Annotated in this window: 26 protein-coding genes; 12 read left to right on the forward strand and 14 right to left on the reverse strand. The window is 63.4% G+C overall.

Features of this window, described 5'->3' with window-relative positions; genetic code table 11:
- Positions 1-37 precede the first annotated feature (37 nt).
- Positions 38-3,616 carry a TM0106 family RecB-like putative nuclease gene (locus N5P29_RS05680; protein WP_262277667.1) on the reverse strand — a complete coding sequence of 1,193 codons (3,579 nt, stop codon included), beginning with the start codon at positions 3,614-3,616 and terminating at the stop codon, positions 38-40.
- Between the two features lie 96 nt (positions 3,617-3,712).
- Between N5P29_RS05680 and N5P29_RS05685 the strand changes: the two genes are divergently transcribed.
- The 3 genes from N5P29_RS05685 (at position 3,713) to N5P29_RS05695 (ending at position 7,267) form a co-directional block, all read left to right on the forward strand.
- Positions 3,713-4,168 (forward strand): nucleoside deaminase, encoded by a 456-nt coding sequence (locus tag N5P29_RS05685; RefSeq protein ID WP_262277668.1) that lies wholly within the window; start codon positions 3,713-3,715, stop codon positions 4,166-4,168.
- A 135-nt stretch (positions 4,169-4,303) separates the two neighbouring features.
- Positions 4,304-4,735, forward strand: a complete 432-nt coding sequence (locus N5P29_RS05690; RefSeq protein ID WP_262277669.1) for a CBS domain-containing protein — start codon at positions 4,304-4,306, stop codon at positions 4,733-4,735.
- A 132-nt stretch (positions 4,736-4,867) separates the two neighbouring features.
- Positions 4,868-7,267: a Tex family protein gene (locus tag N5P29_RS05695; RefSeq protein ID WP_262277670.1), complete on the forward strand. Its 2,400-nt coding sequence runs from the start codon at positions 4,868-4,870 to the stop codon at positions 7,265-7,267.
- Positions 7,268-7,302: 35 nt separating this feature from the next.
- On the opposite strand, the gene N5P29_RS05700 is transcribed toward N5P29_RS05695, so the two are convergent.
- The 3 genes from N5P29_RS05700 to N5P29_RS05710 are packed head-to-tail and all read right to left on the reverse strand — an operon-like array spanning position 7,303 to position 9,646.
- The gene (locus N5P29_RS05700) at positions 7,303-8,313 is read right to left on the reverse strand and encodes an alpha/beta hydrolase (RefSeq protein WP_262277671.1); all 1,011 of its coding nucleotides are present in this window, start codon (positions 8,311-8,313) and stop codon (positions 7,303-7,305) included.
- Positions 8,310-8,702: a DUF1622 domain-containing protein gene (locus N5P29_RS05705; protein WP_262277672.1), complete on the reverse strand. Its 393-nt coding sequence runs from the start codon at positions 8,700-8,702 to the stop codon at positions 8,310-8,312. The genes N5P29_RS05700 and N5P29_RS05705 overlap by 4 nt, the downstream gene beginning before the upstream one ends.
- Positions 8,703-8,731: 29 nt before the next feature.
- A complete protein-coding gene (locus N5P29_RS05710) occupies positions 8,732-9,646 on the reverse strand; it encodes an MSMEG_6728 family protein (protein ID WP_262277673.1) in 915 nt (304 codons plus the stop codon).
- 83 nt (positions 9,647-9,729) lie between these two features.
- Between N5P29_RS05710 and N5P29_RS05715 the strand changes: the two genes are divergently transcribed.
- The 3 genes from N5P29_RS05715 to N5P29_RS05725 all read left to right on the forward strand — a co-directional run bounded on the left by N5P29_RS05715 (position 9,730) and on the right by N5P29_RS05725 (position 12,177).
- Positions 9,730-10,761 carry an adenosine deaminase gene (locus tag N5P29_RS05715; protein WP_262277674.1) on the forward strand — a complete coding sequence of 344 codons (1,032 nt, stop codon included), beginning with the start codon at positions 9,730-9,732 and terminating at the stop codon, positions 10,759-10,761.
- Between the two features lie 145 nt (positions 10,762-10,906).
- A complete protein-coding gene (locus tag N5P29_RS05720; protein WP_262277675.1) occupies positions 10,907-11,785 on the forward strand; it encodes a pullulanase X25 domain-containing protein in 879 nt (292 codons plus the stop codon).
- Between the two features lie 107 nt (positions 11,786-11,892).
- Positions 11,893-12,177 (forward strand): acylphosphatase, encoded by a 285-nt coding sequence (locus N5P29_RS05725; protein WP_262277676.1) that lies wholly within the window; start codon positions 11,893-11,895, stop codon positions 12,175-12,177.
- On the opposite strand, the gene N5P29_RS05730 is transcribed toward N5P29_RS05725, so the two are convergent.
- Complete coding sequence (locus N5P29_RS05730; protein WP_262277677.1) at positions 12,174-12,584, reverse strand: type II toxin-antitoxin system VapC family toxin; 411 nt, start codon at positions 12,582-12,584, stop codon at positions 12,174-12,176. The two genes, N5P29_RS05725 and N5P29_RS05730, sit on opposite strands and share 4 nt — an antisense overlap.
- Positions 12,581-12,847, reverse strand: coding sequence for a type II toxin-antitoxin system Phd/YefM family antitoxin (locus tag N5P29_RS05735; protein WP_144662461.1), 267 nt, complete (start codon positions 12,845-12,847; stop codon positions 12,581-12,583). The genes N5P29_RS05730 and N5P29_RS05735 overlap by 4 nt, the downstream gene beginning before the upstream one ends.
- Positions 12,848-12,930: 83 nt before the next feature.
- Here N5P29_RS05735 and N5P29_RS05740 point away from each other — a divergent pair, with 83 nt between their 5' ends.
- Both N5P29_RS05740 and N5P29_RS05745 read left to right on the forward strand, forming a co-directional pair.
- Positions 12,931-13,533, forward strand: a complete 603-nt coding sequence (locus tag N5P29_RS05740; protein WP_262277678.1) for a TetR/AcrR family transcriptional regulator — start codon at positions 12,931-12,933, stop codon at positions 13,531-13,533.
- The gene (locus N5P29_RS05745) at positions 13,530-14,591 is read left to right on the forward strand and encodes an SDR family oxidoreductase (protein ID WP_262277679.1); all 1,062 of its coding nucleotides are present in this window, start codon (positions 13,530-13,532) and stop codon (positions 14,589-14,591) included. Before N5P29_RS05740 ends, N5P29_RS05745 begins: the two co-directional genes overlap by 4 nt.
- Here the strand turns inward: N5P29_RS05745 and N5P29_RS05750 are convergent.
- Entirely contained in the window at positions 14,537-15,445 is a 909-nt protein-coding gene (locus N5P29_RS05750; RefSeq protein ID WP_262277680.1) for a ribokinase, read from the reverse strand. The genes N5P29_RS05745 and N5P29_RS05750 overlap by 55 nt on opposite strands.
- A gap of 37 nt (positions 15,446-15,482) precedes the next feature.
- Positions 15,483-16,256, reverse strand: coding sequence for a GntR family transcriptional regulator (locus N5P29_RS05755; protein WP_262277681.1), 774 nt, complete (start codon positions 16,254-16,256; stop codon positions 15,483-15,485).
- A gap of 135 nt (positions 16,257-16,391) precedes the next feature.
- On the opposite strand from N5P29_RS05755, the gene N5P29_RS05760 reads away from it, so the two are divergent.
- Together N5P29_RS05760 and N5P29_RS05765 are read left to right on the forward strand one after the other, a co-directional pair.
- Entirely contained in the window at positions 16,392-17,837 is a 1,446-nt protein-coding gene (locus N5P29_RS05760) for an MFS transporter (protein WP_262277682.1), read from the forward strand.
- Between the two features lie 76 nt (positions 17,838-17,913).
- Entirely contained in the window at positions 17,914-18,906 is a 993-nt protein-coding gene (locus N5P29_RS05765) for a nucleoside hydrolase (protein WP_262277683.1), read from the forward strand.
- Positions 18,907-18,982: 76 nt separating this feature from the next.
- Here the strand turns inward: N5P29_RS05765 and N5P29_RS05770 are convergent, their stop codons facing one another.
- Positions 18,983-19,735, reverse strand: coding sequence for an ArsR/SmtB family transcription factor (locus N5P29_RS05770; protein WP_262277684.1), 753 nt, complete (start codon positions 19,733-19,735; stop codon positions 18,983-18,985).
- Between the two features lie 480 nt (positions 19,736-20,215).
- Here N5P29_RS05770 and N5P29_RS05775 point away from each other — a divergent pair, with 480 nt between their 5' ends.
- Positions 20,216-20,656, forward strand: a complete 441-nt coding sequence (locus tag N5P29_RS05775; protein WP_262277685.1) for a hypothetical protein — start codon at positions 20,216-20,218, stop codon at positions 20,654-20,656.
- 23 nt (positions 20,657-20,679) lie between these two features.
- Here the strand turns inward: N5P29_RS05775 and N5P29_RS05780 are convergent, their stop codons facing one another.
- From N5P29_RS05780 to N5P29_RS05790, 3 genes are read right to left on the reverse strand one after another with little or no spacing between them, the layout of a single operon-like run.
- Complete coding sequence (locus N5P29_RS05780; RefSeq protein WP_262277686.1) at positions 20,680-21,165, reverse strand: DinB family protein; 486 nt, start codon at positions 21,163-21,165, stop codon at positions 20,680-20,682.
- A complete protein-coding gene (locus N5P29_RS05785) occupies positions 21,162-21,593 on the reverse strand; it encodes a VOC family protein (RefSeq protein ID WP_262277687.1) in 432 nt (143 codons plus the stop codon). The genes N5P29_RS05780 and N5P29_RS05785 overlap by 4 nt, the downstream gene beginning before the upstream one ends.
- A 35-nt stretch (positions 21,594-21,628) precedes the next feature.
- Entirely contained in the window at positions 21,629-22,438 is an 810-nt protein-coding gene (locus N5P29_RS05790) for an SDR family oxidoreductase (RefSeq protein WP_262277688.1), read from the reverse strand.
- 140 nt (positions 22,439-22,578) lie between these two features.
- Here N5P29_RS05790 and N5P29_RS05795 point away from each other — a divergent pair, with 140 nt between their 5' ends.
- Positions 22,579-23,268 carry a hypothetical protein gene (locus N5P29_RS05795; RefSeq protein WP_262277689.1) on the forward strand — a complete coding sequence of 230 codons (690 nt, stop codon included), beginning with the start codon at positions 22,579-22,581 and terminating at the stop codon, positions 23,266-23,268.
- Positions 23,269-23,276: 8 nt separating this feature from the next.
- On the opposite strand, the gene N5P29_RS05800 is transcribed toward N5P29_RS05795, so the two are convergent.
- Together N5P29_RS05800 and N5P29_RS05805 are read right to left on the reverse strand one after the other, a co-directional pair.
- On the reverse strand, positions 23,277-23,786 hold the full coding sequence (locus N5P29_RS05800; protein ID WP_262277690.1) for a GNAT family N-acetyltransferase: 510 nt from the start codon (positions 23,784-23,786) through the stop codon (positions 23,277-23,279).
- Between the two features lie 53 nt (positions 23,787-23,839).
- Complete coding sequence (locus tag N5P29_RS05805; protein WP_262277691.1) at positions 23,840-24,256, reverse strand: hypothetical protein; 417 nt, start codon at positions 24,254-24,256, stop codon at positions 23,840-23,842.
- Positions 24,257-24,499 lie beyond the last annotated feature (243 nt).

Genomic DNA, 24,499 nt, shown 5'->3' on the forward strand with positions numbered 1-24,499 from the left:
CGTCGCTATGAGGGGTCAGTGGAGCACTAACTGTCCCCTAGTTGGGTGAGGCGTGTTGGCATAGGGCTACGAATCCGCCCAGGTTTTCCAGTCCCTCCGGATGCGTCGGGAGGTAGTTGGTCAGCTCAGGCGAACGGACGACGACGGCACGCCACTGGCCGCGCGACACCGCCACGTTGATGCGGTTGCGGGAGAGCAGGAACTCCATGCCGCGGGGGACCTCGCCGGCAGCGGAGGCAGCCATGGAAACAATCACCACGGGAGCTTCCTGGCCTTGGAACTTGTCCACGGTGCCGACACGGACTTTGTTCAGCCCGGCCGCGTGCAGCAAATGCTTGATGAGCTGGACCTGCGCGTTGTAGGGCGCCACCACCAGGACATCGCTTTCCTCAAGGGGACGGCTGTCCGGTGATTGGGATGGGTCCTGCCACGTAAGACCCAGGTGCGCCTGTACCTGACGCACCACTTCCGCGGCTTCCTCGGGTGAGCTCGTGGAGTTCCCGGTGTGGCGGACATAGATACACGAAATTCCGGGGTCGGCGCCGTCCAAGTGACGCTCTGACGCGGCAGGAGTAGCCTCCAACCGGGAATCGTACGACAGCTCCGAGACGGCACCACAAAGCTCCGGGTGCATCCGCCAGGACAACGCCAGGAAATAGCCGAGGTCATCCGGCAGGGTGTTGTGCCCGTCGGACAACCAGCCCAGCGCCGACTCGTCAACCGGTTCGGGATGGGTTCCCTGGGTGACCTGCGGCAGTTGCTGGGGATCGCCAAGCAGCAGGAGTCGCTTGGCCGCGCGCGACACGGCCATGGTGTTGGCCAGCGAGAACTGGCCGGCCTCGTCGATGACGAGCAGGTCCAGCGAGCCTGCAGGAACCTCCTTGCCCACCATGGCCCAGGCGGTGCCGCCGATTAATGCGCCACCGGGCATGGACAGGGCTTCGGTGACGTCGGCCTTACCGCACCCGCCCCATGGGACGGGATCGTTGTGCTTGACCTCCTTGGCGACCCGCTGAGGGTCCACGCCGGCTTTCTCGACAGCGGCACACAGCATGTGTTCCACCACGGCATGGGATTGCGCCACCACACCGACTTTCCAGCCATCAGCCACGAGCCGGGCCAACACGTGCGCCCCGACATGGGTCTTTCCGCTGCCCGGAGGCCCCTGAACCGCAAGGTAGGAGTGGTCAAGGTCTTTGACGGCCGCCGTAATGGCGTCCACATATCCGTCCGGTCCGGGTTCTACGGCAGGAAGCGCAGAAAGAGCGCGCAGCCTGGGCGCTTGCCGGCGGACCAGGTCCAGGGCAGGGTCCTTCGGCCACTCCGGAAGGGAAGACCGGAGCCGCGTGGCCAGTGCCGCCAACGCTGCCCGTTGGCCGTTCGTGGGAATCGGGCTGTCCGGGGTCAGTGCCATCGGCAGTTGGGTGAACTCGGTGGAATCTTTGCGCAGGCCTTCGGCGATCGTGACGAATTCAAAGTCCCCGTCTTCGCCAACGTCGCTGACTTTCGTATTGCCCCAGCCGGCACGGCCAAGCACCGACGATTCCTTGGCCAGCAACGCCTCCGGAAGCGGGGGAGCGTACATTCTGAAGTACGTCTTGCCCGGGTCCAGACCCGCGCCGTCTCCCGACCGTCCGAGCAGTTTGACCATCCGGACCGGGTTGCTGCGGGGTGTGGGTTTGGCCCAATCCTGCAGCAGTTCCGCGTGGTCCACAACGAAAATGTCCCTGGCGTCATCCCACTGCGAAGTGGGTTTCTCGAGACGGTCGAAGTGCCCCCACCAGTGTTGCTTGTCCTCGCGCCGGTGGTAGCCCACCCCTGCGGCGACAATTCCAATGGCCCGTGCGTCAAGGCTGGAGCGTTCGTCTTCGGAAAGCTGCGCCAAGTACTCGAATAGGGCTGTCTCCTCGGGGGCAGCCTCGTAACCGGCCGCATCCTTGTCCGGGTCGCCGTCCCCGCGGTCGTTGGCTTCTTCATGTAACGAACCCGGCACGATGGAGCGTTCAGCGGCCCGGGCCAGCAACCAGTTGCGCAACTCCAGCGTGGAGAGGCAGTCATACTCGTTGTAGTCCCGGATGCTCTCGAGAATCCCGGTGGCCAGGGCGGCCTTGCCACTGTCCCGGGCCGTGCAGTAGTCGGCGTAGGCAACCACGGAGGCACCGGCGTCGGTCACGTCACCGGAACGCAAGTGCTGTCCCATGTAAAGGGGTTCCAGCTTCTTGATGCTGTAGGAGTTCGAAGAGACCCGGATACTGTGCCGAACGGTGTCATAGAGATCCACCAGGACGCCTTGCTTGAGGAGGTCATCGACGGCGGTTTCGCCCATCACGTGCGTCAGGGACAGGTTCCGCAGGGCGGTCTTCTCATACGCCGCGTAGTGGTAGATGTGCATGCCGGGGTACTGTGCACGGCGCTTGGCGACGTAGTCCAGAAAGTCGACGAAGGCCTTGCCTTCTTCAGCCCGGGAGTGCGCCCAGAAAGGACGGAATACAGGTGACGCCCCTGGTTCAACGGGGTTCTCCATGACGCCGAACAGGTATTCCAAGCCCCATTTTCCCGTGACCGGGTCCTGCCACAGGGGATCGCCCTCGAAGTCGAAGAAGATGTCGCCAGGGTCAGGTTCGGGAAGCCTGCCCAGCGTGTTGTCGGCCAGGACGTTGTAACTGACGGAATTGGACTCGCCTGCCTTATCCGTATAGCTGACCGTGCCATCAGGGGATCCGACGCCGGTCTGAAGTCGGGCTTGTTCGCGCAGTCGAAGCTGGGTGTGGTCGCCCTCGGCCGGCATGGCGGCCAGTTGGTCGATGGTGGTGACTCCGGCTTCCATTAGCTTTTTGCGCCGGCTTATCCGCATGCCTGCCACCATGAGCAGGTCCCGGTGCAGAAGGACCTGCTCCGCGCAGTAATCACAACGGCCACAGGCTGTGAAGCGGGGATCTCCCCACTCCGCAGCTCCGGACTCCGCCATGTGGGTCGCGGCCAGATCCAGGAACCGCTCGCGACGTTCCTTGAACACCGGCAAGATCTGGGAGAGAGGGTGGTCACTGTGTACCCGGTTCCCCAGCACCAGGGTGACTGTGGGATCCGGTGTGATGCCGGCCTTCAGGAGTTGGTCCCCGTAAGCGGCAAGCTGAAGGAGCGCCGTAACCTTGGCATGCCGGGCCAGCTTGGTATCGAAGACCGCATACTGGCCGCCAGGCTTCTTTACCAGGAAATCCGAGCGACCATGGAAGGTGCCATCAAAGAAGGCGGCCTGGAACACCACATCCGCTCCGGCAACCAGGGCGTTGATGGATTCCGCATGCTTGGCCCTCAGGGTGGCGCGGTCCATTGCGGAGGCGGGTTCGACGTCGTAAACGCCTTTGCCTGTAGCCGGGTCCCATGGCCCAAACTCAGCCACGAACTCGTCCAGGACCTTGTGCTCGTGGACATCTCCAAGCTCGGCAGTGCGTTCCAGCATGGCATCAGTGGGGAAGTCAGGCCGTGGTGTGCGGCCAAGCTTTTCATCAAGTTTCCGCAGCAACTGGTATTCACACGTAGCGGCGATAACGAGATCGCTGGCAGAGAAGACCAGGTCCTGCGGGGCGCCAGCCAACTCCGGATCGAGAAAGAACACCGAGGGCCACCTGCCTTCTTTGCTGTGAATACCCTTGTTAGCCAAGCTATCAGCGGGCCCCGACAATTTCGCGTGCCGCAGCTTTAGACTGCCCCCATGACTGAATCGACCCATGCCACGGACGCAGCCTTTGAAGCCGCCTACCAAGCCGCACAAAAAAGCCTCAGCGAGGGCGGAATCCCCATCGGGGCAGCCTTGGCCCGCGACGGAAAAGTCATCGCAAGCGGACACAACGAGCGCGTCCAGCATGGCGACCCGATAGCCCACGGCGAAATGTCCGCGCTGCGTGCCGCGGGACGGCAGAAGAGCTACCGCGACACCACGTTGTACACCACCCTGGCACCTTGTGCGATGTGCACGGGAACCATCATCCAGTTCAAGATCCCCCGCGTGGTGGTGGGGGAGGCCGAGACCTTCCCCGGTGAGTTCGACCTCCTGCGTGCCCGCGGCGTTGAGGTGATTGTCCTGGGCGATCAACGTTGCGTGGACATGATGCGCACCTTCCAGCAAGAGCACCCTGAACTGTGGGCCGAGGACATTGCCGAGGACTGAATTCCGTCTGTTCACCGCTACCTGCCCGGCGTAATCTGGCATCATCGGCGCCGGTGCCGAAGGACCCCCATCCGCAGCATTTCCGAGGACCCCGCAGCTCCCGCGTCGATGAACCCAATCGATGAAGGAGGACCCATGAGTGTCGTACGTGAATTCATGACGACCGATGCCAAGTGCGTCGTCGAGGACCAGACTCTTGAAGTGGCCGCCCGCATGATGCGGGATATGGACTGTGGTTCACTTCCCATCTGCGGCAACGACGGCAAACTGACTGGCGTCATCACCGACCGAGACATTGTGGTCAAGTGTATTGCCGAAGGAAAGGATGCCCGAGAGGTCCTGGCCAGGGAACTCGCCCAGGGCAAGCCGTACTGGATCGACGCAGATGCCAACGTGGACGAGGCCATACGGATGATGGAAGAACACCAGGTCCGCCGGCTTCCGGTCATCAGCAACCACGCCATGGTGGGCATCATCAGCCAGGGGGATATTGCCCGCAACTACACCGAGCAACGCGTCGGTGAAATGGTGGAGCACATCTCCGCCAAGGAGCACATGGCCCACTAGGATCCAGTCGCCAACATCCAGCCGCCGCGAAGCGCTCCGTGGAGGAACGCCTCGCGGCCCGTTCCTCCGCACCAACGCAGCCGCCCAAACATGCCCCGACCTGAAACTGTCGGCCCGGTGAGGCAAACTGTCATGGTGACTTCACATCTCCAACACCAGTCAGCTGATTCCGCCATCCACGCACAGATCGCCGAAGAACTAGGCGTCAAAGCCTGGCAGGTCAAGGCGGCGGTGGAACTGCTCGACGCCGGATCCACCGTCCCCTTCATCGCCCGCTACCGCAAGGAAGCCACCGGGACGCTCGATGACACCCAGCTCCGCGACCTTGAAGAACGGCTCCGCTACCTTCGCGAGCTCGAAGAGCGGCGGAAGGCCGTCCTCGAGGCGATTGCCGCCCAAGGAAAGCTGACCCCCGAACTGGAAGCCGCCGTCGTCGGGGCCGATACCAAGGCCAGGCTGGAAGACATCTACCTGCCCTTCAAATCGAAGCGTCGCACCAAGGCCCAGATCGCCCGCGAAGCCGGACTGGAGCCGCTGGCAGATGTCCTTCTCGCCAACCCGCAGCTGGACCCGGCCACCGAAGCCGCGAAGTACCTGAATGCAGAGCACTCCATTGACGACGCAGTCACAGCGCTCGCCGGCGCCCGTGCCATCCTGGTGGAGCGCGTGGGCCAGGATGCCGACCTCGCCGAGGACCTGCGCGAACGTCTGTGGAAGCAAGGGCGCATGGTGTCCCGGGTCAAGAAGGGCATGGAAGCCGAGGGCCAGAAGTTCAAGGACTACTTCGAGTTCACGCAGGTGCCGTCCGGCATGCCTTCGCACCGCGTCCTTGCCCTGCTGCGCGGCGAAAAGGACGGCGTCCTGGAGCTCGACCTCGCCGAGGCAGACCCGGCCGACGACGACGCCCTGGCCGCCGCCCGTGGCAAGTACGAGAACGCTGTGGCCAAGTGCCTTGGGGTTTCGAACCAGGGGCGCCCGGCCGACTCTTGGCTGACGCAGACAGCGCAGCTCGCCTGGCGCGGGCGTATTCTGGACCGTCTCACCACGGACCTTCGTGGCCGCATGTTTGCCGATGCCGAAGATGAGGCCGTGCGTGTTTTCGCCGCCAACCTTCGTGACGTCCTCCTCGCGGCGCCGGCGGGCAACCGCGCAACGCTCGGCCTGGATCCGGGTCTGCGCACCGGCGTCAAGGTCGCTGTGGTGGACGGGACTGGCAAGGTAGTCGCCACCGACACCATCTACCCGCACGCTCCGGCGAAGAAGTGGGATGAAGCGTTGGCCACGCTTGGACGGCTCGCCAAGCAGCACAACATTGAACTCGTGGCCATTGGCAACGGAACGGCGTCCCGTGAAACGGACAAACTGGCCACCGAACTCATCAAATCCCTGGAAGCGTCTGGATCGAAGGGAATCCAGAAACTTGTGGTGTCCGAGGCCGGAGCATCCGTCTACTCCGCCTCAGCGCTCGCGGCATCCGAACTCCCGGGCATGGACGTGTCCCTCCGCGGTGCCGTGTCGATTGCCCGCCGGCTGCAGGACCCCTTGGCCGAGTTGGTGAAGATCGAACCCAAGTCCATCGGCGTCGGGCAGTACCAGCACGATGTCACGGCTGCGAAGCTCGACCGTTCCCTGGATGCCGTGGTGGAGGACTGTGTCAACGCGGTGGGTGTGGACGTGAACACGGCCTCGCCTGCGTTGTTGAGCCGCGTGGCAGGCGTCGGGCCGCTGCTCAGCGAGAACATCGTGGCCTACCGGAATGAAAACGGTCCCTTTGCCAAACGCAGCGATCTGAAGAAGGTGCCGCGCCTGGGGGCCAAAGCGTTCGAGCAGTGCGCCGGCTTCCTTCGGATCACCGGCGGAGCGGAGCCGCTGGACGCCTCCAGCGTTCACCCCGAGGCCTACTCCGTGGCCCGCAAGATCCTTGTGGCCGCCGGTGGTGGACCGGCCACTGCCCTGGACCCGCAGGCATTCGTTGACGGTACGTTCGGCCTCCCGACTGTCAAGGACATCATGTCCGAGCTGGAGAAGCCCGGACGCGATCCGCGGCCCGCGTTCAAGGCGGCATCGTTCTCGGAAGGCATCGAAAAAATCTCCGACCTCAAGCCCGGGATGATCCTGGAGGGCACAGTCACCAACGTGGCCGCGTTCGGTGCCTTTGTCGACGTCGGGGTGCACCAGGACGGCCTCGTGCACGTCTCGGCACTGTCCAACAAGTTCGTCTCCGACCCCCGGGAAATCGTGAAGTCCGGCCAGGTGGTGCGGGTCAAGGTGCTGGAAGCCGATCCCGAACGTAAGCGCATCTCGCTGACGTTGAGGCTCGACGACGAACCCGGCACCGCGGGCGGCCGCACCTCAGGCGGCCGTAGTTCGGCTGGTCCGCGTGAGGGGGATCGCCGCGGAAACCAAGGACGGCCGCAGCAGGGCAACCCGCGACAGGGTGGGCCCCGCCAAGGTAAGCCGCAGCAGTCGCCGGCCGCTCCGGCCAACACAGCCATGGCCGAAGCCCTGCGCCGGGCCGGGCTCGGCAAGTAGGGAACCCCGCCGTACTAGAAGCAACGCGGGGTCACTTATGGCCCATCCAGGGGTGGATTTTGGGCCATAAGTGACCCCGCGTTGCTTCTGGGCAGCCAACGTCCTATCCGCTCGAACGCTTCCTTCCTGATGGGTTCCGGGGACAGGAAGATGTCGTGGAAGGCGTTGGGCAGCCGGCTCACTGTGACGGTGTCCGCCAGGGACAACGATCGGTGTGCCACAGCGTCCACATTGAGGGCTACGTCTGCGGTGAGGGCATCGGCGGACCACTTCGGCTGCAGGTAGCTCTTGTCCGAAAGCATCACAAGCACTGGCACGTCGATGCCCAGGCCTGCGGCGACCGTGGCCTGTCCGCGGAATACTGCGTCCAGGAAGGCGGGCGTGAGTGGGAATCCGCGATCGGGACGCCAATCGAGGTTGTAGTCCCATTCACCGTCCAGGGCCGCCGAGACTGCCCGCGTGTAGATACCCGGATCCACGGGAGGCAGCGGTGCCAAGGGATGGAGCTTGGCGTGCAATCCCACCAGCGGTGCAATGGCTCGGCGTCCGAGTTCGGTGGCTTGGAACTCCAACCACGGGCTGTTGAGGATCAGTGCGGATGCCACCCCGGGGTGACGGGAAGCCCACAGGCTCAGGGTGAGGCCGCCGGTGGAGTGGCCGAGGAGGATGAGCGGCCGGTCCTGGGTCCCGGAGCGGCTCATGGCCTCCAAAGCTGCGGCGATATCGGCGTCGTATTCGGCGAGGTTGGTCACGAAGCCCGGGACCAGGCCCGGCCTGAGGCTGCGGCCATAGTTGTGCAGGTCCAGGGCGTGGAACCGTGCGCCTGCCCGGTGCCAGAACTCGGCGAGGTGGCGTTGAAAGAAGTAGTCGGACCAGCCGTGAACGTACAGGACGTCGGCGTCCAGGCCAAGGCCTTCAGAGGCGATGGGCCATTCCGGGCCGGTGCCAAGGTATCTCACCAAGGTGGCGACAGCGCCGCCGTCGAGCTCCAAAGTCTGTTGCTCGAAACCCTCGCCAAGAATGTCCGGTACCCACGGCTGCGTCATGGATCCGATCGTAGCGGTTCACTGGTGCTGGAGGCTTTTTCCTTCTGCCAGGGCCAGCGCCCGGTGATCTCCAGCTCCAGCGAAAAGCTGAGGAAGGTCCGGATGAGCACGATGATCGCCAGGACGCCAACGCTCTCGAAGGTGGGCGTTACGGCGACGGTGCGAATGATGTCGGCAGCCACCAGGAGCTCCAAACCCAGCAAGATGGAGCGTCCCAGCAATTGTCGGTAGGCACGGTACGGCGTGAACGGTTCCAGTCCCCGGGCGCGTTCGGGTTGGTAGCCACGGAGGGCCATGGGAATGGAGACCAGCGCTCCAATCACCATGACGGCCACGCCCGCAGCGTCCATGTACCTGCCAACGGCCTCGATGATGTGCTGGAAATCCATGGCCCTCCCTGTGTTGGTGGAACGCTCCGCTACAGCGCCGGTGCGGGGACCGGGAAGAACACCCGGGGATCCTGCAGCAGCGCGGGATAGTCGAAATCAGAGCGCTTGATGACGTTGGTGACCTCGAAGTTGCGGGCGAACCGGCCATCGACCGTGATGGGACGGCCATGGATCAACCCGACGGCGAAGGTGCTGCCGCCGTCGAACGGGACCGCGATCTCCGTCTTGCCCGGGAGGGTGCTGAACGCCTTCTCCTGTGCCTGGCGCTTGCGGGTGGGCTTCTTTTCCTGCGGTTTGACGGGACGCTTCTTGGCTCCGCCCACCTGCCGCCGCGACTTCTCCTCGGCGTAAACGAACTGGTATTCCTCATCGGCCGAAGGAGCAGCCGAACGTGCCTTGCCGTGTGGTGGCATGCTCACGGTGGTCAGCTCTTCGGGCCGAAGGTCCCCAACGGCGGAGCGCAGGATGAACAGGCGGTCCTCTTCGGGATCCTCCGGGTGGAATTCGTGGTTGGGCTCGGGCCACACGTATTCCAGCTTCTCCTCGGTGCCCGGGAAGAGTTGTGCGTAGTGCTTGGGATCCTTGCCGATCAGCTTGGAACGGTGGCTGATGTGCAGGTCCTCGTGTCCCAACCACGGCGGCATGATGATCCTGGAGGCGTAGTCCGGGTGGGCCGCCTGCGGAGCGAACTCCGCGATGTTGCTGCGCGTGTTGTCCGGGTGGCCCCGTTCCATCCATTCGTCGGCCATGGCCAAGCCGTAGAGGGTGAGGGCCGGAACGTGCCCCATCCACATACGGACGGCCGGGTGGGACTGCCAACCATACTCCGGGATCACCAACGCGCGGAGGACCTGGAGGGCTTCGACGCGCTGTTTGCCGAGCCTTGAAGTGTCGAGTGCCGCGGCGCTCTCACGGAAATCGGCAAAGGGGAGGAAAGTCTGCATCCTTTCAGTCTGAGGGTGCCGGGCGTGAGAACCAAGTTGAGTGCTCCGGGACACGTGCCCGTGTTCGGGCCTAGAGTTATCGGGTGGAAACTATTGGCGAGAAAACAACCACCACGGCACCCCCGGTTGCCGAACTGCACCTGCACATTGAAGGGACACTCCAGCCAGAGCTGATCTTTGCCCTGGCCGAACGCAACGGCATTGAACTGCCATACGAAGATATTGAAGAACTGCGCGGGAAGTACGAATTCTCGGATCTGCAATCTTTCCTGGACCTCTACTACGCCAACATGGCTGTCCTGCAGACCGAGCAGGATTTCACCGACATGACCCGTGCCTATCTGGAGAGGGCAGCCGCCGGGGGAGTCAGGCACGCGGAGATCATGATGGATCCCCAAGCCCACATTTCGCGGGGTGTGGCCTTGGAGACCTGCGTCAACGGAGTGGCCAACGCCCTGGCAACCTCTGAGGAGGACTTTGGTGTCTCCACCCTCCTGATTGCCGCGTTCCTGCGGGACATGTCCGAGGAGTCTGCCCTTGAGGTGCTGGAACAGCTCCTTGCCATGCATGCTCCCATCGCGGGCATCGGCCTGGACTCAGCCGAGGTGGGCAACCCGCCGTCGAAATTCGAGCGCCTGTACCAGCGTGCCGGCGAGGCCGGGCTTCGAAGGATCGCCCACGCCGGCGAGGAAGGGCCCGCGTCTTACATCACGGAGGCGCTGGATCTGCTGCACGTTGAGCGGATCGATCACGGCATCCGGTGCATGGAGGACACCGACGTGGTGCAGCGGCTGGTCGCCGAGCAGGTGCCGCTGACTGTATGCCCGTTGTCCAACGTCCGGCTGCGCGCCGTGGACAAGCTGGAGGACCACCCGCTGCCGGAGATGCTGGCCATTGGCCTGAACGTCTGCGTCAATTCCGACGACCCCGCCTACTTTGGAGGGTATGTGGACGATAACTATGAGCGCCTCGTGGAGGTCCTGAAGTTCTCGGTGCCCGAGCAGGCTACGCTCGCGGCCAACTCCATCCGCTCGTCCTTTGCTTCGGACGCACGAAAAGCAGAGCTCCTGGACGAGGTGACCGAATGGGTCAAAACATCGGTGACGGGCGCCTGAACCGCTGCAGCCGATACCCGTACATCACTTGCGCCGCTTGTGATGTCACACTCAGTCACGACACACGGTGTTTACCTGCTGCAGTCGCGGGAATTAACAATTCATTGGCAAACTGCAAGGGAATATCCCCCGTAGAAGGAGAAGCATGGGCGCGAACACCGCCGAGAACACCAACCTTCGTCTGAAGGCCGTCCTGGACATCCTCGCAGAGGGCGTATGGTCCGGGACAACGCTGAACGCCGGCGAAGTGCTGGCCGAAGCGACTGTACGCGTTCCTTTCAACGACCACGAGGCCGAGCTGCTCAGCGGCGGCATCCCGCGCGGCCACAAGACCCTCACCACTGCCTCGGCCAAGCTGGTCAAGGCAGGCTGGCTGGTCAAGGGACGTTCGGGCTGGACCATCCCCGAAGACGGCCTTCGCGCGACCGTCGCGTTCGCGGATGTTGCAGCTTTCGCCGCAGCGCTCGACGCCGGAACACCGGTACCTGCCGACGTTCCGGTTCCGACTGCCCCGCCCGCGAAGGCCAAGGCCAAGCGCGTAGCCGCTCCCAGGCGTGCCGCCGCGAAGAAGGAAACGGCGCCGAAGGTCGCGGCCAGCGAGGTGGCGGAGCCCAAGGCAGCCGCAGCCAAGGTATCGGCTCCGAAGGCCGCTGCCGCCACGAAGAAGCCTGCCAGCCGGAAGGCTCCCGCCAAGGCAGCGGCAACCACCGCCGTCGAGACCGTGCCGCAGCCGGACACCGTCGCGATTGCCGGTGACTTCAACAAAATCCTCGGCGCTCCCGAGGATTGGGCACCGCAGTATGACGAGGCGCAGATGACCTTCAGCCCCTTGGCGCAGGTGTGGACACTCACCGCCGAACTGCCGGCCGGTTTCTACACCTACAAGATCGCGCTGAACCGCTCGTGGGACGAGAACTATGGCGCGTTTGGCGCCCGTGACGGTGCGAACCACGAGTTGAACCACGACGGCGGACCCGTCACCATCACGTACAGCCACGCCACGCGGGACATCGTGGTGAGCTGATTTCGTTGGCCCCACTTTTTACGTGGCGCAGCGCTGCCCTTGTTCGTCACTTACTCCGTTATGCGGGGGAGGGGACGGGCAAGGGCAGCGTTGGTTAAGGTTAGTCCATGAACTCTGCGGGGAAGCGACTCACTGCACGTGTCACTGGCGTCGTCCAAGGGGTGGGATTCCGCTATTGGACGGCCCGGAAGGCCGACGAATTGGGCTTGGCGGGCACCGTCCGCAACAACACTGATGGCTCGGTGGAGCTGGTGGCCGAGGGATCCGCAGGCGACGTTGACCGCATGGCTAGGTGGCTTCAGTCTTCCCAGGCACCGGGTCGCGTCGAAAACGTTGACATCGACATCTCCGAAGGTGCCGGAGGCTTCACAGGATTCCGGATCGTCGGCTAGGCCCCGGCGAGACTTCGGGCCCCGGGTGAGACTGTCATGAGTCCGGATTCCTTCGCAGCCAGGAGCAGCTCTTCATCGTAGGCCACCAGGGAGTCCGCCTGGAGTCTGATGGCGGTCGCCAGATGGATGGCGTCGGCACTGCGGAGTTGCCGGGGCAGCGCGGAGGCATACATCAGATCCGAGCGCGTGACATCCAGCAGGTTGATGCCCGCAAGGACATCGTTGACCAGGTCAAAGGGAAGCTTGCGGCGGCGTGCTGCGCAGTGAAGTTCGGTGTACAAAAGCATTGAGGCAACGAGGTGTCCTCCGGAAACTGTCGCATCGTAGAGGTGCGCGGCCAGGGTCTCGGATTCCTGCTCCTGCACAACGAGCTTCAAGATGGCGGAGGTGTCCGCGTAGACGATCACCGATCGCCGCGGAGGTCGGCCAGTATCGCGGCAGTGGTCATATCGCTTTCGACGCGGGGCAGGAACCGGAAGTCCACGGGTGAGCCTGACGCCGGGCGAACGCTACCGGCCTGCAGCAGACGTTCAAACGGGGACGCGGAGGGCGGAATGAGCGTAGCTGCAACCTCGCCATTGTTCGTGACGTCGATGACCTCGCCATTTCTGACGCGTTCAAGGATCTTGCTGCTCTGATTGCGCAGCTCGCGGTGCGGAATAGTTGTCATGTCGGACCTCCGTAGCAATCGTAGCACTGAAGGTTGGCGGCGGACTTTTGACAGAAATATATAGACTGGTCTATTTTGTTCATATGCCTTCCTCCTACCCCAAAGGACTCGCGACCCGGCAGCGTTTGGTTGAGTCCATGCTCGCCCTCATCCAGCTGAACGGCTACCACGGGACCGGGCTGAACACCGTGTTGTCGCAATCCGGGGCTCCGAAAGGCTCCTTGTACTTCCATTTCCCCGAAGGAAAAACCCAACTCGGAATTGCTGCTGTTGAATTGGCCGGCGAACAATTCGGCCAACTGGTCGGTGAGGCAACCGCGTCATCCTCATCGCCGGAAGATGTCGTGGACACGCTCGTTGGTGAACTCAAGGGCATCCTCGAGAGCAGCGACTATCAGGCCGGGTGTCCGGTCTCATCCGTTGCCTTGGACGCGGCCTCGGAGAACGAATCACTTCGGGAGGCCTGCAGCCAGGTCTATGACGCCTGGATCAACGCAGTGTCCAGCTATCTTTCAACGTTTAGGCTTGGAACGGATCAAGCGCATCCTCTGGCGACGTCCATGATCAGCCTGGTGGAGGGCTCCCTCATTCTGTCCCGTGCCCACAAATCAACCCAGCCGTTGGACGCTGCCGCCAGCACGCTCAAAGTGCTGATGAATGCGATCCACAAGGAGGCAAGCGCATGAGCTCCCGCCATGCTTTGGTATTCGGAGCCACTGGCCATATTGGAAAATGGCTGGTCCGTGAACTCCTGATGCAGGACGTGACCGTGACGGCTGCCGTGCGAACCGAGCGTTCCTTCCAAACGTTGGCCGATTGGCTGGCGGAACACGGCGCGGACGGAAGCCTGACGCACGTCCTGGTTGACTTCAGCCGCGAAAACCTGGGCCAGGATCCGGCGTCGAGCGTCTTCAGTACGGTGACCGAAGTCCACAACCTCGCAGGGGCGTTCGCCTTTGGCATGACCGCCGAAACGGCCTACGCCGCGAACGTCAGCAGTGCAGAGGGTGTGGTCCGCTTCGCCGCGAAACTTCCGGCGTTGACCAGGCTGGTGCACCTTTCGGGTTACCGGGTGGGTGGCCAGGACCCGTCCGGGGTGCCGTGGAGCGAATCCCGTCGCGCCAAGCTCTACCATCGTTTAGGCGCGTATGAGGGGTCGAAAGTGGAAGCCGACGCCGTCGTGCAAGCTACAGCGGCGTCCCTGGGCATACCGTTCACCATGGTCAACCCGGCTACGGTCATTGGGGACTCCGTCAACGGCGAATCCGGGCAGGTAGTGGGCCTCGCCACCACCGTCTTGGACCTTTTCCATGGGCAGCTGCCGGCGCTGCCCGGAAACGACCGCACGTTCCTCCCGGTGGTCACCGCCGACTATTTGGCCTCCTTTATGGCGCTGATTCCCACCAGGCCCGAGGCCGAAAACGCCTCGTACTGGGTGCTCGATGAGGCCACGCCGCCGCTTCCACAGCTTCTGGCAATGCTCGGGCAGCACCTCAACGTCAAGGTTCCGCGGCTGAGGATCCCCAGCGGCCTGCTGAGGAAACTGCCCGCCAAACTCACCGGAGCAGATCCGGAAACGTTGACGTTCTTGTCTGAGGACCGCTATCCGACGACGGCGGCGCTCGCCTTGGCGGAGGCGTCCGGATTGCACCACCCGCCGGTGGAAGTTGCCCTGAAACGCTGGGCCGACTACCTGGTGGCGGCCGAACCCGCCGCGAGGGAAGGCCGCGTCGCCTCGATGTAGTGCTCAAGTGCCCGAAGTGCCGGCTGGGACGAAGAGTCGCGGACCGCATCTGCGCCAACGGCGTTCGCTACAGCCAGGGCGTGTACGCGCTCAAGTCCACCTTGCAAGGCCAGTACCAAGGCTGCGCAGAAGGCATCGCCGGCCCCAATGGTGTTGGCGATGTCCGTGACGCGGACTGCGGGGGCTTCTGCCACCCGTTCGCCGTCCACGAAGATCGCCGAACCCTCGCCACCGTACGTCACGGCCACCAGCGGAGCGCTCTTCAGTGCCGGGATGAGTTCGTATTCCGTCTCGTTCACGATCACCAGGTCGCAGCGTTCCAGCAGTTCCGGAATGATCGGCGCGGCGGGGGCTGCGTTCAGCGCGAAGAAGCCCTTGCTGGCCCGTGCTGCTTCCAGCACCACGTGCTGGTCCACCTCCAGCTGGCACAGAACGGCCTCGTGCTCCTCGAACGTGACACCGTCCAGCGACACCGCGGCGTTGGCACCCGGGCACACCACGATCTGGTTTTCGCCGTCGCTGTCCACCAGTACCAGCGCCGTCCCGGTTGCCTCGTCCACCCGTGCGACGCTGCTGATGTCGACGCCGGCGGCGGCCATTGCGTCCAGAAGTGACCGCCCGGCGTCGTCCTGGCCTACGGCCCCCACCATGCGCGAGCTGCCCGCGAGTCGGGCCGCGGCAACGGCTTGGTTGGCGCCTTTGCCGCCGGGCTGCTGGCGGAGGACGGCGCCACCCACCGTTTCACCGGGGGAGGGGAGGCGGCTGGCTGTGGCCGTGATGTCGAGGTTGATGCTGCCCACGACCGTGAGGCTCGACGGCGAAGCGGGCGCGGCAGAATGAACGGTGTTGCTCATGGGAAATCCTTTGTGGTGGGTCAGCTGGGGGTGAGCTTCAGGAGGACTGGATGACGGAGAGGTGTCCGGCCTTGGCGGCAACGAGGCATTTAGCCAGGTAGAACGGTGAGCCCTTCCGCCGGACGTACTGGGTGAGGACCAGAACGGGATCGGACGGACGCAATCCGAGCAGCTTGGCGCGGCTGGGGCCAGCGGTGCTGAGGCTGATTTCGCACTCACCCGGACCCAAGGGCGAGCCCGGCAGTCCGCTGAGAACCTCAAGGAGCGTAGCTGCCGAAAGGGTGGGTGCTTCGGCGGCTTCTTGAAGGGCTGACGCCTCGGGGATGTCCTGGGCGACGTTTTCCTGCAGGTGTGCCACGGGTTCGCCGTCGCGAATGAGCACGCTTTCCCAGAACCACACGTCCTTGTCGGGTTCGACGCCGATACCCGGCGCCACGAATTCGGAGGCCGGTTGCTTGATGGCGGCGACGCGTTTGACCTGGATGTCCTGGTCGGGACCACCGAGGAGCTGGTCGAAGGGCCGGATGTGTTCAATGCCAATGCGGGGGAGCGAATCGGCCACGAACCTGCCAACACCCCGGCGTGCCCGGGTGAGCCCGTCTTCTTCCAGCAGCATCAGCGCTTCCCGGATCACGGTGCGGCTGACGTCCATCATGGTGCCGAGTTCGGTCTCCGTGGGGAGCAGGGAACCCGGCGGCAGGATCTTGGTCCTGATGGCTTCGGCGATGCGGGAGTACGCGGCGACGCGAAGGGGCTGACCCGGCTGGGTTGCGATAGGTCGGGACAGGAACTGGACGGCGTTGTCGGTCAAGGGTGCCTCACTTGGAATGGGTTACCGACACTGTACCCGAAGAGTGTGACAGGTTGCACAAGCTCGTAATACATGCTTGTATAACAACTCACATCTCGTGGCGCCGCCCTGCGCCCCCGGACAAAGGAGTTTGATGTGAACATCCCCACCGGCCAGCAAACTGCAGGCCCGCAGGCCCCATCCCCGGAAGACACCAGCACCACTACGGATGAAGGCCGGATCCATGGCAAGGCCGCAGCCACGCTCATCTCGACGCTGGTGCTGGCTGTGCTGGCATTCCAGCTCAACGCCAGCATGATCACGCCTGCACTCCCGCACATCGGTTCCTTCTTTGGTGAAACCCCGGAAGCCGTCGCCCAGGTGCAGTCGATGTTCTTCCTGGCCGGCGCCATCTCAGGGCCTGTGATCGGCCGCTGGAGCGACTTCATCGGGCGCCGCAATGCGCTGCTCCTGGTATTGGTGATCATGGGAGCCGGAACAGTGCTCTGCATTTTCGCCCCGACGCTGCCACTGCTGGTCACCGGCCGCTTCATGCAGGGTGTCTCCAGTGCCATCTTTGCGCTGTCCTACATTGTGCTGAATGAGTACCTTCCGGCGCGGCTCTTCGGTACGTCCATCGGGATCATCGCAGCCATCAATGGAGGCGTCGGCGGCGTGGATGGCTACTTCGGCGGACTCATGGCCGAGGCCTTGGGATTCCAGTCGATCTTCGTCGCCGTGCTGGTACTGGCCGCGATCGCCGTCGTCTGCGTCATCAAAGTGGTGCCGGGCGGTAAGTCGGCGGCGGCTCCGGGCCGCATGGACTGGTGGGGAGCGGGTTCGCTGTCCGTGTTCCTGGTCTTCGTTACCTACTTCGTGTCCACGGGATCCTCCGCCGGCTGGACCTCACCGTCGGCCCTCGGTCTGCTCGCCGGCAGCATCGCATCCTTCACTGCTTTCTGGCTCATCGAAAAGAAGCGCGAAACTCCCTTGGTAGCCGTGCACCACCTCCGCTCCCGCCAGGTTTGGCCGGTCATCGCGACCACCGTGCTGACCCTCGCCGGAATCTTCGCCATCATAAACTTCACCGTGGTGCTCCTCAGCCAGGACAAGGTGAACGGTTTCGGCCTGCCGGCCTCGGTGGCGGCGCTGCTGTTCCTTACGCCGGCCGCGCTGATCGGAGTCTTCGCCGCTCCGTTGGCAGGTTGGATCGCCGACCGCCGCGGCTGGATCAAGACCGTACGTGTCGGTACCGCCAGCAGCCTTGCCTGTGCCATGGTCGCGGCTTTGTTCGCCAACAACCAGATCGCGGTGCTCATCGCCATTGCCGCACTGGGCATCTTCTACAACGGCTTCTTCCTTACCGCCATTAACGGACTGTCCGTGCTGCTCTCGCCCAAGGAAGCACCCGCCGCCCTGCCGGGAATCAACGGTGCCTCCTTCGGCATCGGGGCGAGTCTCGGCGTCGTGGTGGTTGCGCCGTTCGCCGGCCAGGGGACCGCAGCCGGGTACTCCGCTGCCCTCTGGATTTCGGTGTCGATCACCGCCGTCGCGTTCATCGTGAGCCTGTTCATCGCCGCGCCGAAGGGCGAAAAGATCTAAAGCACGACGCCGGTCCGCCGGTTTCGCGCGCACCTCACCCTTACCCTCACCGCCGCTCCACCTGAAACGAGAGACCATGACACAGCCTGCCCCCTTCTTCCTCGACTGCGATACCGGCATCGATGACGCCCTTGCCCTTGCCTACCTCCTGGCCTCCCCGAGGGCCGAACTCGTGGGCATCGGCACCGTGAGTGGCAACGTCAGCGCGGCCGGGGGTGCCCGGAACACCCTGGACCTGCTGAAGTTGGCCGGGCATCCGGACATCCCCGTCGCAGTGGGCGCCCACGATCCCCAGGTGGGCGCTTTCCACGGCGGTGCCCCGCATGTTCACGGCGACAACGGGATCGGCGGCGTCGACCTGGCTCCATCCGACCGTGAACCCTTGGAAGCCACAGCCGCGGAACTCCTTGTCCAGCTGGCACATCAGCATGCCGGCGAGCTGCGTTTGGTGGCCATCGGCCCGCTGACCAACATCGCCCAGGCCTTGCGGCTGGAACCGAAGCTGCCGGAACTCATCGCCGAGGTGACCATCATGGGCGGGGCGGCGCTGGCGCCCGGGAACATCACACCCGTTGCGGAGGCCAACATTGCCAATGATCCCGAGGCCGCGGCGGAGGTCCTCGCGGCCGACTGGGATATCACCCTGGTGCCGCTCGATGTCACCATGACCAACGTCCTGGAGGAATCCCACCGCCAGGAACTGCTGGCAAACGAGCACCCCGTTTCACAGGCGCTGGGCGAAATGCTGGGGTACTACTTCGGCTTCTACGTGGATATCTTTGGCCGTGCATGCTCGGCGATGCACGACCCCCTCGCGGCAGCCATTGCCGTCAGGGGAGTGGAGCTGGATGTGGCCCCGAAGGTTCGCGTGAAGGTGGACACCACTGATGGCCCGGGCCGCGGCCAGACGGTATGCGACCTCCGTGGTCAGTACGTTGGCTTCCCGGATCAGCGTGGCGCGCGGTGCCGGGTCGTGCTCTCCATTGGGGAAGAATTTGCGCCGCACCTGCTGGGTACCATGCAGGCGGGGTGGCTTAGCGAAGACCAGATGGCCGCGCCCGTCGCCTAACCCTCCCCCACCCAACTAGGGGACAGATAACGTTGCTCTGGCACTCGGGAGCGACGTTATCTGTCCCCTACTTGGGTTAGGCGTACATAAGTGAGCCCGGCGTCGTGAGCTTCTCGCCGGTTTCGAGCCAGGTCTTCAAGCCCGAGAGGATCATGGGCCAACCGCCGTAGAGCTGGTCGTTGGCGCCTTCACGGAGCTGGTCGTGGGTCACGGTGAGATGGCAGGAATCTCCCACCGGCTCGATCTCCCATGTGATCCGGGACGTCCCTTCGGCCTTCACGTCCTCGCCCCACAAAGCGGTCATGGTCTGGACCAGCCGGCGTGGGGGATCGACCTCGATGTTCTCGCCCTCGCCCAGCAGAGCGTCCGCCTTGGGGTTGCGCATTTCGAAGCGGCTGCCCGGCGTCCAGTCGGAGGTCAACGTGTTGCCGAACTGGTACTTGCTCCGGATCTCGCTGTTGGTGATGGCTTCCCAGAGCAGTTCCGGCGTGGTCTTGATGTAAATTTCGAAGATCTTTTCCATGGGACTTTCCAATCTGGATTTGAGGTCGCTGAGGGCAGCGGTCCATGGTTCTGCGTATTTGCTCACCCAACGGTCGTGGATGAGGCGGATGGGGACCGGGTTCAGGAAGTGCAGCTTTTCACGCCCACGACGCCGGACCACCACCAGTCCTGCATCTTCCAGCAGCTTGAGGTGCTTTGCGATGCCGAAACGGGTCATCTCGAACCTGGCTCCGAGGGCGGTGGCTGACTGGCCGTCCTTAAGGAACAACTCATCCAGGAGTTCCCTGCGAGTGGGGTCTGCCAGAGCCTTGAACACGGCGTCCATGGCTTCAGAATAGGTGACTGTTTGGTCACGTGTCAACGGATTTCGGTGGTTGCTCCGCGAGGAGGCTCCGCGGAGTTCCGCCAAATCGCTGGAAAGCAGCGAGATCGCTGGTTTTTTGCGGGGGTGTTGGCAGTCTTCCCACGAGTTCGGGTGCAGGAGCTGTCGCAATTTCCCGTGTTGCCGGTGTGCCCAACCAACCAACCACACTCGTCGCTCCTGAAGAGATCTGCGTCACGTTCCAGCGGGCGGGCCCACAGAAAGAGCAGGGGGTGCAATGGGGGTCCTCTGGGCAACTGAGGGGGAGCTATGAGCAGGGAGCCTTGGATTCGCAGGCCAAGATTCAACTGGGTGCAGAACGCTCGCGACTGCGCTCCACATGTGGCTTCAACGATAATCGCCCTGGTAACTACCGCGGGTCTCTCGGGATGCGCAGGTTCGCCCGATGCGGCTAATTCCAGTAGCTCCGCCAATACCGTAGGCATGGACGCCAGTTGGGCGGAGAGTTACGACAATTTGACTGATCTAAAAGCGCACAGCGCACTGGCTGTCGAGGGAAGCTTCACGCGAATCATAGACGAATCCAAAATCAAAACTGTCCCTATCACGGATTTTGAGTTCACCGTTGACGAAGTAATCAATGATCCCGCGGGCACCCTGAAAGAGGGAACCCGCATAACCGTGCGACAGACTGGCGGGTCTGTTGACGGGGTTCTTCATCAGATCTCAGACGACCCGTTGTTCAAGATTTCTGAAAATGCCGTCCTGTTCCTCAAAGAGCCGGAGCCTGGCCTATTTTATGTAATCGGTGGACCGTCAGGGCGCTTTGAAGTCATCAACGGAAGGGTCACACCTTTCGACGCTGAGGGAACAAAGTTTGAGGGTACCCTGGAAGACTTCATCGCAGCGGTGAAGGGTTCCTAGGTCGTCAAAACGTGGCAGCCCCCTCAATCTTCTGTGATCTGTTCCCGCAAGATATCCGCGTGCCCGCAATGCTGGGCCAGTTCACGCAGCATGTGCAGATAGACCCAGCGAAGGGGCAGCGGTCCGCGGCGGTTGCCGTGGAGAAGATCGTCCAGCTCAAGGCCGGACGTAGCCTTCCGCGAAGCTTCGCAGGCGGCCGAGTAGTCCGCTCGGATGCTGGCGATCGTGTCGTAGTCACCGAGGATGAAGGACTCATCCGGTGTGGCCGGGATGCCAATCTCGGCCCGAGACCTGCAGGTTATGGCTTCATCGAACCACACTTTTTCCACGAAAGTCGCGTGCTTCACGAGGCCCAGAAGCGTCGTACGCGAGGGGACCAGCCGCCGTCGTGCTTGTTCTTCGGTGAGTCCGTCCAAACATGCTTCCAAGGCCCGGCGGTGCTCATCCAGGAACGCCTCGAATTGCGTCCGGATGTCCTCGTGGGTGACGTCCTGCGTGGAGGCGCTCATGCGAAAACCACCGTACCGTCCTCGTCGATCTGCCAGCCCGGGTTGTGCGCGATCTCCCAGACGATGCCGTTGGGATCCTTGACGTGCCCGTGGAAGATGCCGCCGAAAGCGCCTGGCTGTGCGGGTTTGACCAGCGTGGCGCCGGCAACCACAAGTGCGTCGATAGTGTTGGAAACCTCTGCTGCGCTGCCGACGTTGTGCGAGAGTGTCACGCCGCTGACACCAACGGTTTGCCTGCCGCTGGCCAGATCCTGGTCGAACTTTTCGGCGTCGAACAGGCCGAGCATCAAACCCGGCGCAACCTGGAAGAAGAGGATTTCGCCGGGCACGTCCATTAGCGGGTCCCAACCGAGCCCGTCCTTGTAAAAGGCTCGGGCCCGGTCGAGATCAGGCGTGGCGAACGTGATGAAGTGCAGTCGCTGGTCCATACGGACATGCTAGCGACCGGGTACGACGCCGGGACTTAGGCAAGGTGCTGACGGGTACCGTTCAGGTGGGAAGCCTGGGCGTCGAAGAGCGCGGCGATGTGTTCGGCAAGTTCCTTGACGTGCGTGTAGCCGGGGAACTTGCGGTGCGGGGCGGCCTCCTTCATGGCGTCGTCCAAGAGGGCTTTCACAACGAAAACCACCGCGGCCGAGGTCTGTTCCTTGGGCTCAGTCTTGTGGTCTGACTGTGCTGCTTTGAAGCCGTCCGCGACGCCGAGGACCCAAGCTTCGGAGGCAGCCTTGATGGCCGAGTAGCTCGCACCACCGGCGGTCGGGTTCGCTGCTGCCGTGGCGGAAACAATAGCCAAGCGACCCCGCGGTGATGCCTCCAAATCCGGGTAGAAGACGCGGGAGGTGTTCCGGAGCGTGGTCATGATGCTGGTGTGCAGGACGTCCCAATCGTCATCCTTCTGACCCGTGATTCCGTCGCCTCCGCGCCAACCGCCGACCAGGTGGATGAGGCCGTCCACTGGTCCCAGGTCGCTTCGAACTGCGGCCGCCAGCTTCTCCACCGACTCAAGGTTCGCCAGGTTGCACGTGTAGGGGAGGACGCCGTCGTGGTTCCGGGCGAGCTCTTCCAGGCGGGCGGCGTCGAGGTCGACGGCGGCAACGCGGGCGCCTGCAGCGAGAAGCGCGGCGACAACCGCCTGCCCGGCGGCGCTCGTGGATCCTGCCACCACGACATTCGGGCCCGGGGTGGATGCCACGTCGTTGTGGCCATTCGTAGTCGGCAAGGTGTGTCCTTCCATAGGGTGTTGAGGGTTGGAAGGAGCATATCCACTCAACAAGTGGAACTAATGTTTTATAGGCGTTAGGGCAAGAAAGTCTAATGCTTCTGCGGTGCCCAATGCCGTTAGGCCGCTGGCGGGTGGCGCTCCTTGAAATGGGACTGTTGAGGGGTAGTCAGCGGCGGTGGGAGGATGGAGCAGTGGAACCCCTCTTCGACTTCCTTGGCAGTTACTGGTGGCTCATCTTTCCCATCGGCGGGATGGCCGGCGGATGGGCCAGGTCATGGTCCAAAGCCAGCGAAGAGCGGCATCGCCGCAAGGTGGAACTGTTGAAGCTGCGAAACCAGTTGGCCGTTCACGAGGAAGCGAACCAGGCTGAGGTGGTTTCCCTGATGGCCGCGCACGATTCCGTGAATCACAGGTGGCTGGACTACGAGCTCGACGTCGGGAACCTCATCGATTTCCCCCTCATGACAGACGTTCGTGAGCCACTGACCGTCGCTTTCCTGCGCGCCAAGAAGGAAGCCGACGGCTTGCGTCCCGGAGTGCCGGAAGAAATTTCGACGCCGGCCCGGCTCGCCGAGTACCGCGCGGCAGTCCACAGCTACGAACTGGCATTCGACGTTGCCGAGCGGGAAGCCCGGCGTATCAAGGACGGGAACTTCTCAGGCCCCGAGCGGCAACGGCTGGCGACGGCACGGAAGCTGCTGCGCATCGCCGAGGACACAGCCGCCACCCCGGCCGAACGTCAAACGGCGTACAAGCGGGCCCGGAAGGAACTCGATGGATTGATCGTCCTGCCCGAGGCGACGGTTGCCGCATTGGAAGGCAAAATCGCGGGGATGCTGGACGAACGAAGAGACCCCGACACGGACGCCCGGTTGGCATAACAGGTGCGCTAGATGGACGAACCTAACTCCACGCCCATCACCGTCCGCACCGTGGAACCTTCAAGGTCATCCTCCAGGTGCCTCATCCCCAGATGCTCTGCTACGCACCGCGAAGCCATGTTGTCGGGGTGGATGATCGCAACTAGCAGGCTGACGCCCACCACGTCCCGGGCGTACTCCAGGCAGGCCAAAGCCGCTTCCGTGGCATATCCGCGACCCTGAAGCTCCACGCGTACGTGATATCCGACCTCCAGCTCCAACCGGTCATTGACGTTCTGCCACGTTAGCCCGCAGTCTCCCACGAATTCGCCGTCGTGCGTCTCGACGAGCCACAACCCGTATCCGTGGCGGGCATAGTTCCCCTGGTTCCAGGCGATCCAAGCCGCTGCTTCGTCGCGGGATTTGGGTGCCGGGTAGAACGTCATAACCTTGGGGTCGCCGAGCATCGAAGCCATGGCGTCAAGATCCGCAGGCGTCATCTCGCGAAAAAGCAATCGGGAGGTCGGATGGGGGAGCACCCCCACAGCCTACAGAGTGGCGCTCCCGACCATTGGCCCGCCGCCGGCGACCATCAGCCCCGGCCCATGCTCGTCGAGGGGTCGCCGCCACCCTCTGACGGATCGGCCCGGAGGTCGTCGGGATCACCGCTGGGAAGCCCCGCCGGACCAGCAACGTCGCCTGAAGCAGCCGATGCCGCGGTGGCGTCTTGGCTGCCTCGCTGAGTGCCGACGTCGTCACCCTGATTGGTGGAGTCCTGTCCGCCGTAGGGTTCTCCGACAGAGCGGCGTCGCCCGGTGGGGCGGTCCTCCTTGGGAGGGAGGTCCTCATCCATGGCGTTGGAGCCTTCGCTGATGGACGAGTAGACCTGAATGTCGTCGTCCTTCTCGCCGGGTTCCGGGACATTGTCCTTTTTCACGGGACCGGAAGTGCCTGCCAGATCTTCCATGGCATTTTCAGTGGCCTTGCGGATGCTGTCTTCTACGCCCATCTGATGACTCCTTTGCATGAATGGTTCATTGTTGGGCCGCGGTATGGTGGGCCGCGCTTGCATAGTAAGCCTACTTACTTATTGTGTCGTCTGTAAACGTTCCCGGGGTTGACAAAACGGGATGTGGGTGTGGGTGTTGCCGCAGGTCAGGTCGTCTTGCGATGCACTTTGTACCGGTGATCGTTGGGCGATAAGGTATTGCCAGACCGTTTTGCAGAGGGCGGCCCTTTTCGCTCCTTTGCT

Origin of the sequence: Paenarthrobacter sp. JL.01a (assembly GCF_025452095.1) — a bacterium.
Taxonomy (GTDB): domain Bacteria; phylum Actinomycetota; class Actinomycetes; order Actinomycetales; family Micrococcaceae; genus Arthrobacter.

Bases quoted from the DNA above. Each gene is read 5' to 3' on its own strand.
- N5P29_RS05685 (WP_262277668.1), top strand. From the start codon at position 3,713: ATGACTGAATCGACCCATGCCACGGACGCAGCCTTTGAAGCCGCCTAC.
- N5P29_RS05690 (WP_262277669.1), top strand. From the start codon at position 4,304: ATGAGTGTCGTACGTGAATTCATGACGACCGATGCCAAGTGCGTCGTC.
- N5P29_RS05695 (WP_262277670.1), top strand. From the start codon at position 4,868: ATGGTGACTTCACATCTCCAACACCAGTCAGCTGATTCCGCCATCCAC.
- N5P29_RS05700 (WP_262277671.1), bottom strand. From the start codon at position 8,313: ATGACGCAGCCGTGGGTACCGGACATTCTTGGCGAGGGTTTCGAGCAA.
- N5P29_RS05705 (WP_262277672.1), bottom strand. From the start codon at position 8,702: ATGGATTTCCAGCACATCATCGAGGCCGTTGGCAGGTACATGGACGCT.
- N5P29_RS05710 (WP_262277673.1), bottom strand. From the start codon at position 9,646: ATGCAGACTTTCCTCCCCTTTGCCGATTTCCGTGAGAGCGCCGCGGCA.
- N5P29_RS05720 (WP_262277675.1), top strand. From the start codon at position 10,907: ATGGGCGCGAACACCGCCGAGAACACCAACCTTCGTCTGAAGGCCGTC.
- N5P29_RS05725 (WP_262277676.1), top strand. From the start codon at position 11,893: ATGAACTCTGCGGGGAAGCGACTCACTGCACGTGTCACTGGCGTCGTC.
- N5P29_RS05735 (WP_144662461.1), bottom strand. From the start codon at position 12,847: ATGACAACTATTCCGCACCGCGAGCTGCGCAATCAGAGCAGCAAGATC.
- N5P29_RS05740 (WP_262277678.1), top strand. From the start codon at position 12,931: ATGCCTTCCTCCTACCCCAAAGGACTCGCGACCCGGCAGCGTTTGGTT.
- N5P29_RS05745 (WP_262277679.1), top strand. From the start codon at position 13,530: ATGAGCTCCCGCCATGCTTTGGTATTCGGAGCCACTGGCCATATTGGA.
- N5P29_RS05750 (WP_262277680.1), bottom strand. From the start codon at position 15,445: ATGAGCAACACCGTTCATTCTGCCGCGCCCGCTTCGCCGTCGAGCCTC.
- N5P29_RS05765 (WP_262277683.1), top strand. From the start codon at position 17,914: ATGACACAGCCTGCCCCCTTCTTCCTCGACTGCGATACCGGCATCGAT.
- N5P29_RS05770 (WP_262277684.1), bottom strand. From the start codon at position 19,735: ATGGACGCCGTGTTCAAGGCTCTGGCAGACCCCACTCGCAGGGAACTC.
- N5P29_RS05775 (WP_262277685.1), top strand. From the start codon at position 20,216: ATGGACGCCAGTTGGGCGGAGAGTTACGACAATTTGACTGATCTAAAA.
- N5P29_RS05780 (WP_262277686.1), bottom strand. From the start codon at position 21,165: ATGAGCGCCTCCACGCAGGACGTCACCCACGAGGACATCCGGACGCAA.
- N5P29_RS05785 (WP_262277687.1), bottom strand. From the start codon at position 21,593: ATGGACCAGCGACTGCACTTCATCACGTTCGCCACGCCTGATCTCGAC.
- N5P29_RS05805 (WP_262277691.1), bottom strand. From the start codon at position 24,256: ATGGGCGTAGAAGACAGCATCCGCAAGGCCACTGAAAATGCCATGGAA.